Source organism: Amycolatopsis sp. Hca4 (assembly GCF_013364075.1).
Classification (GTDB): Bacteria; Actinomycetota; Actinomycetes; order Mycobacteriales; family Pseudonocardiaceae; genus Amycolatopsis.
The window spans coordinates 800,249-812,713 of sequence record NZ_CP054925.1; the positions used below are offsets into that span (position 1 = coordinate 800,249).

12 protein-coding genes and 2 pseudogenes are annotated in these 12,465 nt (G+C 73.3%); 9 read left to right on the forward strand and 5 right to left on the reverse strand.

Annotated features, from left to right (window positions below):
- Positions 1-34 precede the first annotated feature (34 nt).
- The 6 genes from HUT10_RS03225 (at position 35) to HUT10_RS03250 (ending at position 6,226) form a co-directional block, all read left to right on the forward strand.
- Positions 35-1,330, forward strand: a complete 1,296-nt coding sequence (locus tag HUT10_RS03225) for a cytochrome P450 (RefSeq protein ID WP_176169791.1) — start codon at positions 35-37, stop codon at positions 1,328-1,330.
- The gene (locus HUT10_RS03230) at positions 1,327-2,217 is read left to right on the forward strand and encodes an alpha/beta fold hydrolase (protein ID WP_176169792.1); all 891 of its coding nucleotides are present in this window, start codon (positions 1,327-1,329) and stop codon (positions 2,215-2,217) included. Before HUT10_RS03225 ends, HUT10_RS03230 begins: the two co-directional genes overlap by 4 nt.
- Positions 2,201-3,043 (forward strand): SDR family oxidoreductase, encoded by an 843-nt coding sequence (locus HUT10_RS03235; protein ID WP_176169793.1) that lies wholly within the window; start codon positions 2,201-2,203, stop codon positions 3,041-3,043. The genes HUT10_RS03230 and HUT10_RS03235 overlap by 17 nt, the downstream gene beginning before the upstream one ends.
- 1 nt (position 3,044) lies before the next feature.
- The gene (locus HUT10_RS03240; RefSeq protein WP_176169794.1) at positions 3,045-4,523 is read left to right on the forward strand and encodes an NAD(P)/FAD-dependent oxidoreductase; all 1,479 of its coding nucleotides are present in this window, start codon (positions 3,045-3,047) and stop codon (positions 4,521-4,523) included.
- Between the two features lie 33 nt (positions 4,524-4,556).
- The gene (locus tag HUT10_RS03245) at positions 4,557-5,423 is read left to right on the forward strand and encodes an NAD(+)/NADH kinase (RefSeq protein ID WP_176169795.1); all 867 of its coding nucleotides are present in this window, start codon (positions 4,557-4,559) and stop codon (positions 5,421-5,423) included.
- 98 nt (positions 5,424-5,521) lie between these two features.
- On the forward strand, positions 5,522-6,226 hold the full coding sequence (locus HUT10_RS03250) for a DUF998 domain-containing protein (RefSeq protein ID WP_254896639.1): 705 nt from the start codon (positions 5,522-5,524) through the stop codon (positions 6,224-6,226).
- Between the two features lie 520 nt (positions 6,227-6,746).
- On the opposite strand, the gene HUT10_RS03255 is transcribed toward HUT10_RS03250, so the two are convergent.
- The gene (locus HUT10_RS03255) at positions 6,747-7,109 is read right to left on the reverse strand and encodes a DNA polymerase ligase N-terminal domain-containing protein (RefSeq protein ID WP_254896640.1); all 363 of its coding nucleotides are present in this window, start codon (positions 7,107-7,109) and stop codon (positions 6,747-6,749) included.
- A 73-nt stretch (positions 7,110-7,182) separates the two neighbouring features.
- Between HUT10_RS03255 and HUT10_RS50415 the strand changes: the two genes are divergently transcribed.
- Together HUT10_RS50415 and HUT10_RS03260 are read left to right on the forward strand one after the other, a co-directional pair.
- Positions 7,183-7,422 carry a hypothetical protein gene (locus HUT10_RS50415; RefSeq protein WP_254896641.1) on the forward strand — a complete coding sequence of 80 codons (240 nt, stop codon included), beginning with the start codon at positions 7,183-7,185 and terminating at the stop codon, positions 7,420-7,422.
- Positions 7,423-7,439: 17 nt separating this feature from the next.
- Complete coding sequence (locus tag HUT10_RS03260; protein WP_254896642.1) at positions 7,440-8,171, forward strand: YdcF family protein; 732 nt, start codon at positions 7,440-7,442, stop codon at positions 8,169-8,171.
- Positions 8,172-8,181: 10 nt separating this feature from the next.
- On the opposite strand, the gene HUT10_RS52055 is transcribed toward HUT10_RS03260, so the two are convergent.
- From HUT10_RS52055 to HUT10_RS03275, 4 genes and pseudogenes are all read right to left on the reverse strand, one after another.
- The gene (locus HUT10_RS52055; protein ID WP_368660740.1) at positions 8,182-8,496 is read right to left on the reverse strand and encodes a glycosyltransferase; all 315 of its coding nucleotides are present in this window, start codon (positions 8,494-8,496) and stop codon (positions 8,182-8,184) included.
- Between the two features lie 773 nt (positions 8,497-9,269).
- Positions 9,270-9,392: pseudogene (locus tag HUT10_RS52060) on the reverse strand (glycosyltransferase); the annotation flags it as partial.
- A 198-nt stretch (positions 9,393-9,590) separates the two neighbouring features.
- Positions 9,591-10,483 (reverse strand): annotated as a pseudogene (locus tag HUT10_RS03270) (SDR family NAD(P)-dependent oxidoreductase).
- Positions 10,417-11,412 carry an alpha/beta hydrolase family protein gene (locus HUT10_RS03275; protein ID WP_254896647.1) on the reverse strand — a complete coding sequence of 332 codons (996 nt, stop codon included), beginning with the start codon at positions 11,410-11,412 and terminating at the stop codon, positions 10,417-10,419. The pseudogene HUT10_RS03270 and the gene HUT10_RS03275 overlap by 67 nt, the downstream one beginning before the upstream one ends.
- A 385-nt stretch (positions 11,413-11,797) precedes the next feature.
- On the opposite strand from HUT10_RS03275, the gene HUT10_RS03280 reads away from it, so the two are divergent.
- A complete protein-coding gene (locus HUT10_RS03280) occupies positions 11,798-12,457 on the forward strand; it encodes a hypothetical protein (RefSeq protein WP_176169797.1) in 660 nt (219 codons plus the stop codon).
- Positions 12,458-12,465: the final 8 nt, after the last annotated feature.

Consider the following 12,465-nt stretch of genomic DNA (forward strand, 5'->3'; position numbering starts at 1 on the left):
GGTACGTTCGCGTACCACCTTTCCGGGAGGGTCGATGACGACCATGACAAGCCCCGCGACCCTGCCGCCGGGGCCCACCGCGCCACGGGCGGTCCAGGGCGCCTACGCGCTGACTCGACCCCTGCGCGGCCTGCGGCGGCTCAAAGACCGCTACGGCGACGCCTTCACGGTGAACGTGCCGATCTTCGGCAACGCCGTGGTGATCAGCGGCCCCGCCGAGATCAAGCAGCTGTTCACCTCCGGGCCCGAGCTCGTCGACAACCTCGAGGTCAACCTCGGGCGTGTGCTGGGACCGCGCTCGATGTTCGCGCTGTCCGGCGAGGAACACAAACGGCAGCGGAAGCTCCTGGTCCCGCCGTTCCACGGCCGCCGCCTCGCCGCCTACGAGCAGATCGTCGAAGAGGAAACCGTCCGCGAACTGGCGACCTGGCCCGAAGGCACCGCCTTCGCCACGCTGCCGTCGATGATGCGGATCACCCTCAACGCCATCCTCCGCGCCGTCTTCGGTGCCGAAGGGGCCGAGTTCGCCGAGCTGCGCGAGCTGCTCCCGCCGTTCGTCACCCTCGGCTCGCGGCTGGCCGTGCTGCCCATCACGAAGAAGGGTCGCGTCAACCCGTGGCGCCGCTTCGAACGGATGCGCCGCGAGTACGACGCCATCGTCGACCGGCTCATCGCCAAGGCCCGCGCCGGGGAGAAGGACGACGTCCTGTCGATGATGCTGCAGACCCGCTACGACGACGGGTCCGGGCTCAGCCGCGAGGAGATCTCCGACCAGCTGCTCACCCTGCTCACCGCCGGCCACGAAACCACGGCGACCACGCTGGCCTGGGCCGTCGAGCGCCTCCGCCGCCACCCCGCCCTGCTGGAAGAACTGCAGGCCGACGACGGCAAGCTCCTCGACGCCACCATCCTCGAGGTCCAGCGCACCCGCCCGGTCATCGACCTCACCGCCCGGCAGGTCAAGCAGGACGGCTTCCGGCTGGGCCGGTGGACGCTGCCGAAGGGGTACGCGGTGCTCGTCAGCATCGCGCTGATCCACGACGACGACCGCGTCTTCCCGCACGCGGCCGCCTTCGACCCGCACCGCTTCACCGGCGCGCGCCCGGACCTCTACCAGTGGATCCCGTTCGGCGGCGGCACCCGCCGCTGCCTCGGCGCCGCCTTCGCGACCATGGAGATGAGCGTCGTGCTGCGGACCCTGCTGCGGGACTTCACGCTGGTTCCGACGAGCGAGCCCGGCGAACGCTGGCACTCGCGGGGCGTGGCCTACGCCCCGGCCAAGGGCGGCCGCGCGATCGTGCGCCGACGAAGCACCGGAGGAGATTCGTGACCGAACAGATCGCCGACGCCGGCCGGGGGATTTCCCTGGCCTACGAACGGATCGGGGACGACGGCGCCGAGCCGCTGGTGCTCGTCGCCGGGCTGGGCCAGCAGCTGCACAGCTGGCCGGACGCCTTCTGCGCGGAGCTCGCCGGCCGCGGGTACGAGGTGATCCGGTTCGACAACCGCGACGCCGGCCGCTCGACCCACCCGCGGTTCCGGCCGCCGAGCCTGCCCGGCATGCTCGCCGGCCGGTTCCCCGCGCAGCAGTACGACCTGACGGACATGGCCGCGGACACGATCGGCCTGTTCGACGCCCTGGACATCGAGACGGCCCACATCGCCGGGGTTTCGATGGGCGGCATGATCTCGCAGACCACGGCGGCGCTGTACCCGGACCGGATCCGCACGCTGACGTCGATCATGTCCACGACCGGTTCGCGCCTGCTCGGCCGCCCGGCGTTCTCGACGCTGCGGATGATGGGCGCGAAACCGCCGAAGTCCCGCGAAGAGGCGGTGGAGAGCGCGGTCCGGATGTTCCGGCACATCGGCTCGCACGGCTTCCCGTTCGACGAGGCGTTCGTGCGCGAGCTGGCCGGCACCGGCTGGGACCGCGACCCGACGTCCGGCGGCGTGGGACGGCAGCTCGCCGCGATCATGAAGTCCGGCAACCGGACGCCGCTGCTGCGGAAGATCACCGCGCCCACGCTGGTGATCCACGGCGACCGCGACCGGATGGTCCACCCGACCGGCGGCGCCGCCACCGCGCGGGCCATCCGGGGCGCCCGGCTGGAAACCATCCGCGGCATGGGCCACGACCTGCCCGAAGGCGCCTGGCCCACGATCCTCGACCTGATGGACAAGCACGCGAGGAGCAGCGATGTCACGGCCCCGTAGCCTGAACGGACGGCCGGTGGTGATCACCGGTGCGGCGTCCGGCATCGGCCGGGCGCTGGCCACCCGGCTGTCCCGGTCCGGCTCGCCGGTCGCGCTGGCCGACGTCGACGAAGACGGCCTGAAGGCCACCGCGGCCGCGCTGTCCGGCCGGGTGCTGACCCGGGTCCTCGACGTCCGCGACGCCGAAGACCAGCTGCGGTTCGCCGCCGAGGTCCGCGAGTGGCTCCCGGCGCCGCTGGCCGCGGTGTTCAACAACGCCGGCGTCGCGGTCACTTCGTCGGTGCTCGACGCGGTGCCCGAGGACGACGACTGGCTGCACGAGATCAACTTCCGCGGCGTGGTGCACGGGACGCGGGCGTTCCTGCCGATCCTCGTCGACCAGGGCGAAGGCGCGATCGTGAACACCTCCAGCGTGTACGGCCTGCTCGGGGTGCCGTACCAGAGCGCTTACTGCGCCGCGAAGTTCGCCGTCCGCGGCTTCACCGAGTCGCTGCGGCACGAGCTGCAGGGCACCGGCGTCCGCGCGGTGACCGTCCACCCGGGCGGCATCACGACGAACATCGCGCGCAACGCCCGGATGCGCCGCGACCCCACGGGACGGGGACGCACCCACGAGCAGATGGCCGCGCAGTTCGAGGCCATGACGATGACGTCGCCGGACAAGGCGGCGGCGATCATCCACGCGGGCGTCGACCGCGGGAAGGCCCGCATCCTGATCGGCCCGGACGCCTACCTGTTCGACGCGCTCGCCCGCATCACCCCCACCCACTACAACGCCGTGCTGACCCGCGTCCTGCAGCGCGCCCGGCGGACGGAGGCGGCCTGAGATGACCGATCACGTCGACGTGCTGATCGTCGGGGCCGGGTTGTCCGGCGTCGGCGCGGCCCACCACCTGCGGACGGCGTTCCCGCGCAAGACCTACGCGATCCTCGAAGCCCGCGAGGCGATCGGCGGTACCTGGGACCTGTTCCGCTACCCCGGCGTCCGGTCCGATTCGGACATGCAGACGCTGGGCTACCGGTTCCGGCCGTGGACCGACGCGAAGGCCATCGCCGACGGCCCGTCGATCCTGCGCTACGTCCGCGACACCGCGGCCGAGGCCGGCATCGACCGCCACATCCGGTTCGGGCACAAGGTCATCCGCGCCGCCTGGTCCACAGAGGACGCACTGTGGACGGTCGAGGCCGAGCACCGCGGGAAGCCGGTCGAGTTCACCGCGAAGTTCCTGTACCTGTGCAGCGGCTACTACGACTACGCGGGCGGCCACACGCCGGAATTCCCCGGCATCGGGAACTTCCGCGGCACCGTCGTCCACCCGCAGCACTGGCCCGAGGACCTCGACTACGCCGGCAAGAAGGTCGTCGTCATCGGCAGCGGCGCGACCGCGGTGACCCTCGTGCCGGCGATGACCGACCGCGCCGCGCACGTGACCATGCTGCAGCGCTCCCCCACCTACATCCTGTCGCTGCCGTCGGAGGACGCACTGGCCAACCGGCTGCGCGGGCTGCTCGGCGCGCGGCTGGCGTACCCGATCGCGCGCTGGAAGAACGTCGCGGTGAGCACCCTGATCTACCAGCTCAGCCGGCGCCGCCCGGGTCTGGTGAAGGCGCTGATCCGCAAGGCCACGGCCAAGCAGCTGCCGCCCGGGTTCGCCGTCGACACCCACTTCAAGCCGCGGTACCAGCCGTGGGACCAGCGGCTGTGCCTGGTCCCGGACGGCGACCTGTTCCGCGCGCTGCGCCGGGGCGACGCCTCGATCGTCACCGACCGGATCGCGGAGTTCACCGAGCGGGGGATCCGGCTCGAATCCGGCGACGAGCTCGAAGCGGACGTCGTCGTCACCGCCACCGGGCTGCGGCTGCTGGCCTTCGGCGGCATCGAGCTGTCGGTGGACGGCAACCCGGTGAAGCTGCCGGAGACCATGGCCTACAAGGGCATGATGCTCAGCGGCGTGCCGAACTTCGCGTTCACGATCGGCTACACGAACGCGTCGTGGACGCTCAAGGCGGACCTGGTCGCCGAGTACGTCGTCCGGCTGCTGCGGCACCTCGACCGGCACGGCCACGACCAGGCCGTCCCGGTCAACGACGACCCGGCGGTCACCGAGCGGCCGCTGCTGGACTTCGACGCCGGGTACGTGCTGCGCTCGATCGACGAGTTCCCGAAGGCGGGCTCCCGGGCGCCGTGGCAGCTGGGCATGAGCTACGCCCACGACGTCGTCAAGCTCCGGCACGGCCGCATCGACGACGGCGCGCTGCGGTTCTCGCGGCGGCCCGCGGCGGGAGCGGGCAGACTGAGCGCATGACGCTCGGTACCTCGGCCGCCCGGAGCCGCTGACATGCACTCCGCCGGACTCGTGCTGCACCCCCGCCGCGACTCCGCGGCCGCCGTCCAGGCCGTGCTCGGCTGGGCGGGCAACCGGAACATCGAGGTCCTCGGCATCGAGGACGAGATCGTCCGGCTCGACTGCGCCGCGAAGGGGGTGACGGCCGAGGAGCTCGGGCGCCGGGCCGACCTGCTGGTCAGCCTGGGCGGCGACGGCACGATGCTGCGCGCCATGCGGCTGGCCGACGGGCAGCGCGCGCCGGTGCTCGGGGTGAACCTCGGCAAGCTCGGCTTCCTGGCCGAGGTCGACGTCCCGGACCTGCCGGGCGCGCTCTCGGCCATCGACGACCACCAGTTCACCGTGGAGCCGCGGCTGGCGGTGGACGCGGTGCTGCAGGGGCGGAAGATCACCGCGTTCAACGACATCGCGGTGGTGCGGGTGCCCGGCGACGGCAGTGCGGTGGTCGCCGTCCGCGTCGGCGGCCAGCCGTTCGTGAGCTACTCGGCCGACGCGGTGGTGGTGGCGACGCCGACCGGCTCGACGGCGTACAGCTTCTCGGCGGGCGGCCCGATCACCAGCCCGTCGGTGGAGGCGCTGCTGGTGACGCCGGCGGCGCCGCACTCGGCGTACAGCCGGGGCGTGGTGCTCTCGGTGCACGACGAGGTGACGCTGGAGCTGCTGCCCACCAGCGGCAGGCTGGCGGTGGAGGTCGATGGCCAGGTCGAGGGGTACGTCTCCCCCGGCGAGCGGCTCGACCTTCGCGGCCGGCCGAGCGCGGCGCGGGTGGTCCGGCTCGGCATGACGACGTTCTACCAGCGGGCGCGGCGCAAGCTGCGGCTCACGGATTCGGCCGAAATCCCCCAGGACGGCGACCACTGAAGGTGCCGTGCGTCACACCGCGGGCGCGTCGGCAATGGTCACGGAAAGGTCACGGGTAGCCTGCGCGGCTGCGCCTGAACCAGCCGAACCGTCCCGGAGTGTCTCCCTACATGCTGTGTCCCGCACCCGCCCGTCCCCGTCTGCGCGCCCGCCTGCTCGTCCCCGGGGCGCTGGCCGCCTTCGCCGGCGCCGTCGTCCTGCTCGCCGTGCTGCACCTGGACCGCCGCCTGGCTCCCCTCGACCCGGTGAGCACGATGCTCAGCGACTACGCGCTGAGCCCGGGCCGCTGGATGTGGGACGGCGCGTTGCTGCTCACCAGCACGGGGTCGGCGGTGCTGCTGGTCGCGCTCTGCCGCCGTGGCCTGCTGGCGAACCCGGCGCTGGTGGCGGCGAAGGCACTGTGGTGCGTGAGCCTGCTGGCGGTGGCGGTGTTCGCGAAGGACCCGCAGGGTGGCGCGATCACCGCGACGGGCAAGATCCACCTGTACGCGTCGGCGGTGACGTGCCTGAGCCTGCCGGTGGTCGGCTGGGCCATGGGCCGCCGCCACCGCGACGACCCGCGCTGGCGCCGGTTCGCGACCTGGTCCCGCCGGCTGGCACTGGCGGCGATCCCGTTCTACCTGCCGTTCATCGTCCCGTTCGCGGTGAACGTGATCCTGGGCGGCCACCTGCCGACCGTGGCGACCGGCCTGGTCGAGCGGTTGATGATGGTGCTGGAGATCGCGTTGCTCGGCGTGCTGGGGTACTGGGCACACCGGGCGATGCACCCCGCGCGGCTGTTTCCGGTCGCTTCGCCGGCCTGATCGAGGTTCGGAACCCGTCACCCGCGTGATCCGAGCCGGAACTCGCGTGGCGGGAGCCGTATCTCGCGAGTTCCGCTCCCAGTCACGCGAGTTCCGGCTTCGATCACGCGAGTGACGGGTTCCGGGTCTCGTCGTCCGGCTGGTCGCGGGTGCGGTGCAGGAGCCAGTCGCGCGCGGTCGTAGCGGTTGTAGAGCTCGACGTTGGCCGCCTGCAGCCGGGTGGCCAGCTGCCGCTCTTCCCGCATGATGCCGGCGGGCAGGTACAGCAGCGGGTCCTGGGCCGAGTCGAACCGGTAGCCCTCGGCGGTGAAGTCGTGCAGGTCGCGCCGCAGACCGCATTTCCCACGAATGAGCCGAGGTCCCGCAGGTGGCGAAGTCGTACTGCGCGAGCCGGCTTCGGGGCAGGCGGTCGAGCGAGCCCACTCCACAAGCAGCTACTCGAACCCGTCAGCCACCGCGGTACGCACGCTTTCCGGACGCCGGGCAGGCTTGAAGTCGGCACGCGAGGAAGTCGCGTCCGCTACACCTCGTCGTCCGGCTGGTCGCGGGTGCGGTGCAGGAGCCAGTCGCGCGCGGTGTGGATCAGCGCGTACCGGACCGCGCCCGCCCGGCCGTGGAGGGTGAACAGGATGCGCCTGGCCGTCCGGTCGTGCTCCTCCCACCAGCCCGTGTCGGCGATCTTCTTCGTCTCGTCCTCGTACGCGAGGTGGTCGAGGGCGTGATCGGGAACCGCGACCGCCAGCCGGTCGGCTTCGGCATCCGGTGGGAGGCCGCGCGGGACCGCCCAGGAGCGGAGCACGCCGTTCTCCTCCAGCCGCAGGTCGAAGTGGTGCCGCGGGCGGAAGTGCTCGTGCAGCACGAACGCCGGTCGCCGATCGGTCACGGCGTTCACCATGCCAGATCACCCGGCCGCGCGCGTCCGGCTAGGCTCGCGGGGGATTCCAGAGGAGGCCGGGGTGAACGTCGGCGGTGCGGTACTTCCGGTCGCCGCCGGGGTGGCGCTCATCGTGTTCGCCGTCCGGCTGGCGCGCGAACCGCGGCGGCTCGGCAACGCCGTGTGGCTCGGCCTGGCGCTGCTGCTGACCGCGCTGTGGCTGCTGCGTGCCGCACTGCACCTGGAGTGGCTGACGCCGGTGCTGCTGAGGTTGCTCGCCGTCGCCGCGATCCTCGTCGCCCTGGTGCTGCCACCGCGCTGATCGCCAACGGCGTGCGGATGTGGCGGCGGGAGGGGCGCAGCGCCGGGAACCTGCTGTCGCTCGGGCTGGGCGCCGGGCTGGTCGCGCTGGAGGCGCTGGCGTTCGCGCCACTCGGCCGGTGGGGCTCGGCGCTGGTGGCCATCGCGGCCGTGCTGGCCGGCTACTTCGGCTTCCTGTTCCTGTCGCTGCTGGTCTATTCGGTGGTGTACAGCCGGATCGGCCGCCGCGGCGGGTTCGACGCGATCATCGTGCTCGGCTGCGGCCTCGACGGCGAGCGTGTCCCGCCGCTGCTCGCCGGGCGGCTCGAACGTGCCCTCCGGCTCCACGCCCGGGAGGCGACGCCGCCGCTGCTGGTCGTCTCCGGCGGACGGGGCCCGGGCGAGACGGTCAGCGAAGCCGAAGCCATGCACGCGTACCTGCGCGACCGCGGCGTCCCGGACGAGCAGATCCGGCGCGAGGACCAGGCCCGCACGACGGAAGAGAATCTCCGCCTCTCCGCGGCACTCCTCCCCGCCGCGGCCCGCCGGGTGGTCGCGGTGACCAGCAACTACCACGTGTTCCGGACGGCGGTCGAATGCCGGCGGCTCGGCCTGCCGTTCCAGGCGACCGGCTCGCCGACGGCCCGCTACTTCCTGCCGAGCGCGCTGCTGCGCGAGTTCGCGGCGCTGATCCTGCACTACCGCCGGACGACGGTCGCGGCGTGCGTGCTGATCATCGGCACCGGCCTCGCGCTGGCGATCTCGGCCTGACGCACCCCGGCTAGCCCGCCCGCAGGATCGAGCAGGCGCGGGCCACGCCGTCCTCCGCTCGCAGCCGCGCGCCGACGTACTGCGCGCCGCGCCGGAACAGCGGGTTGTCCGTCAGCTCCCGCAGCCGCGCGGTCAGCGTCGCGACGTCGATGTCCTGGAGCGGCAGGGGTTTCGGGCCGGCGCTCAGCCGCGACACCCGGTCACCCCAGTAGGGCTGGTCGGAGAAGACGGGGCAGACGAGCGACGGCACCCCGGCCCGCAGCCCGGCGGCGGTGGTCCCGGCCCCACCGTGGTGGACGACGGCGGCGGTGCGCGGAACAGCCACTCGTGCGGGACGTCCCGGACGACCAGCAGGTCATCGTCGTCGTCGGCGCCGCCGCCGACCAGGCCGCGCAGCCCGGCCCGGCGCAACGCGGTGCGGACGACGGCGGCGGTGCGTTCCGCGTCGGCGGGCTGCATGCTGCCGAAGCCGACGTACACCGGCGGCGGCCCGGCGGCGAGGAAGTCGCGCAGCCGCGGGTCCGGGTCAGGGCTCGCGGTGTCGAGGAACCAGTAGCCGGTGACGTGCACGCGGGCGGGCCAGTCGGGCGGCCGCGGCACGACGGCGCCGGAGAAGCCGCACAGCACCGGTGACCGGCGGCGCGGTCCGCGGGCGCCGGCCGGGGGCAGGCCGAGCGTTTCGGTGCGCCAGCGGTCGACGTCCGGGCGCAGGACGTGCCAGGAGAGCGCGTCGACGGCGGCGAAGCTGAGGTGCCGTCCCCAGGGCCCGAGCCGGGCGGCCCGCGGCAGGAGGGGGTGCGGGAAGGCGCGGGTGGGGACGCTGGGCTGGTAGTGCAGTTCGACGTCGGGGACGCCGAGGTGGGCGCCCAGGTGCGCGCCGAGGAAGCCGAGCGAGGGGGCGAGCACGAGATCGGCCCCGGCGGCACCGGCGTGGACGTCGGCGAGCAGCCGGTCGAGCACGGGCCGCAGGACGGCCCGCAGCCCGGAGAGGAACCGCCGTCCCCCGGTCCACGCCTGTCCCGCACCCGACCCGAGGACGGCGGCGGGATCGGCGGAGAGGGGCGCGAAGCCGAGGCCGTGGGTTTCGACGAGCGCGCGGAAGTTCGGAGCGGCGAGAACCCGCACGAGGTCACCGCCTGCGGCCAGCCCCCGCCCGAGGGCGACACAGGGTTGGACGTCCCCCCGCGAACCCGGGGCGACGATGACGACGAGGCGGCTCATAGTTTCGCCTCACAGCGGGGATGGCCGGTCGATCCGGCGGCGCGAGGGCTCGCCGCGCGGCCCGACCGCCGGTTCGCCGCCGCACGGCGACTGGACAAGCCAACTCGCCCGCCGCACCAAGTCCGCCCGCGACCCGCGCGCGCCCGACAGCGCACAGCGAGACTCCCGAGCCCGAAACACACCGGCCGACCGGCGCCCTCATCGCTTCGCCGCCGTCAGGTGGTACCTCACCCGGAACGGCAGGCTCGCCAGCACCGCCGCCAGCCTTGCATCGGCGCCCACCAGGTATCTCGGCGCCGGGCGGCGGGCCGTCAAGGCGCGGACGACCGTCTCCGCCGCCCGGCGCGGCGGCACTCCCGTTCTCGCCGAGCGGGCCGCGCTGCGCTCGGCCGCCGCCAGTTGGTCGCCGTACCTCTCCAGCGCCGCCGGGGACAAGGCCGCCCGGACCTGCGAGGCCGCCTCGTGGGCGCGGGGCCAGATCGGGGTGGCCACCGCTCCCGGCTCGACCAGGACCACGCGGATCCGCTCCGGGGCCAGCTCCGCGCGCAAGCTGTCGGTCAACCCCACCAGCGCGAACTTCGACGTGTGGTACGGCCCGACCATCGGCCCCGCGATCCGGCCGCCGATCGAGCCGATCGTCACCACGCGGGCCGATTCCGCGCGCCGGAGCGCCGGCAGCATCGCCCGCGTCACCAGCAGCTGGCCCGTCACGTTCACCTCCAGCTGCTCCCGGAACGCCGCCGGCGGCACGTGCTCCAGTGGCCCCGGCCGCGCGAGACCGGCGTTGTTCACCAGGCCCGCAACGGTCCCGCCGCCGCGACGCGTTCTCCGCACCGCGCGATCGACTCCGCGTCGCGCAGGTCCATCCGCAGCACCGTCACCGCGTCGCCGTACGCGCGCACGAGTTCCGCTTCGTCCGCGTCGGTGCGCACGCTCGCCCACACGTGGGCGCCCCGCCGGACCAGCTCCGCCACGCAGGCGCGGCCGATGCCGCCCGCCGCGCCCGTGACCACATAGGACGGTTTCACGACGCCAGCACCTGCAGCATCCGCGGCCACGTCCGGTGCAGCTGCTCCTGCCAGTACGCCCACTGGTGCGTGCCCGGCCCGTAGAGATCGACCGTCACCGGGACGCCGAGCTCACGCAGGCGACCGGCCATGGCCGTGGTCTGGGCGCCGCACAGGAACTCCAGGAGCATCGCGCCGGGCAGCACGTCGATCGGGAGTTTGGCGTCGAGCGGGCCCGGCAGCCCGTTGCCCGCCGACAGGTACAGCTCGGTGCCGCGCAGGCGATCGGCGTTCACCAGCGGGTCGTGCGCCTCCCAGCGCGCGGCCTCGCGACGCCGGTCGCCCCAGAGTGCCTCGGGGTCGAGGTGGGCCGACGCGACGATCGCATCGGTCAGCAGTTCGCCGGTCGCGCCGGCCGGGTTCAGGTTGCCGCTGAAGGAGGCCGCGTAGCGGAACACGCCCGGGCGCCGGGCGGCGAGCTCGAACGCGCCGTACCCGCCGAGCGACAGCCCGGCGACCGCGCGGCGGCCGTCCCCGCGGTAGCCGCGGTCGATCAGCTGCGGGAGCTCGACGGCGGTGAAGGTCTCCCACTGGTTGAGCGCGATGTCCTTGCCGTAGTTCCACCAGTCGCTGAAGAAGCCGGCGGAGCCGGAGCCGGGCATGACGACCAGGACGCCGGCGTCGTCGGCGAGCCGCCGGATGTCGGTGTTCGCGCTCCAGCCGCGGTAGTCCTGCAGCCGGGTCTCGCCGGCCAGCAGGTAGACCGCGGGCCAGCGCCGTCCGGTCCAGTTCTCCGGCAGGATCAGCCGGACCATCGCGTACGCCCCGACGCCGGTCGAGCGCACGGTCAGGTCGAGCACCCGCGCGTCACCGTCCACAGTGGTCTGGGCGACGACGTGCGAGCCGTCGTCGGCCCGGGCGTCCGGGACGCCGTCCGCGGCCAGGGCGGGTGTGCCGGGCAGTGCGCACACCGCGGCCGCCAGGGCGGTGAACCACCTCACAAAAGGGCGCATGCGTTTCCTTTCCCGGTCGTCGAGGGTCCGGCCAAGCTAAAGGAATCGCGCGCCGGAGCGCAATTGTCCTGTCCAGGATGTGAGCGGACAATGTGAATGGCAGGCAAACAATCTCCCCCGCCGGGGTGAGTCGACGGTCGCGCAGCGTGACCAATCTCGGACGCCCGTGCCACAACCAGGCGCCGAACTCATCAGTAACCTGCAATCGCGCAGCTCACGCGCTGTACATGAAGATGTTTACGCCGTCTTGAGGTGCTTCCGGTAACCGATTTCCCGGCGTAGCCTTCGCCGTGCCGCCGGGATCGGCCGTCGCTCGACGCTCCCGGCGAAGGGTTCCAGCGCAGGGGCCGCACCTCTCCCGAGAATACTCCCGGAAGGCTTCTCCATGGCTGCCCGAATTCGCTTTCCCCCGGCCGTACTCCTGATCACGGCGGCCGCCGTGGTCACCATTTCCCCGGCAAAACCGGCCACGGCGGTCCCGGTTCCCGCACCGCCCGCGGTCCCCCCGGCCGTGCTGCTGCCCGCCGAGGCCGTCCCCGCACCCCCCGCCGCGCGCGACGTGTTCGACGTCGCCACCGCAGTGTCCACTTCGGACCGCAGCGACGACGGGTCGTGCGCCGACATCGTCCACGGCCGCTTGCTGCGTCCCGGCGCGGTCACCGGCCAGGGCTTCCAGACGGCGGTCCCGGGCGGGCAGCTTTCCGAGCTCGTCGCCCGCACCCCGCACCCACCCGACCTCGCCGCCTGGGCCGCCCAGGCGCGCCGCTGCACCCGCGTCACCGTCGACGACCAGGACCTGCCAACGGAATCGACGACCACCCTCGGCACCGGACCCGCTGTTCCCGGCGCGGAAACCCTGTCCTACGAGCAAGTCCTCACCCTGCCCGGCCGGCCGGCCGGGCTGCCCGGACTGCGCCTGCGCACCGTCGCCATCGCCGCCGGCGGCGTGCTGGTCCTGCTCCGCGACGCCGGCTCGACCGACCTCGACCTCGACGCCCTCGCCGTCGCCGCGTGGCAGCACGCGGCACCGCGGCTGGGCCGCTAGCAAGGAGA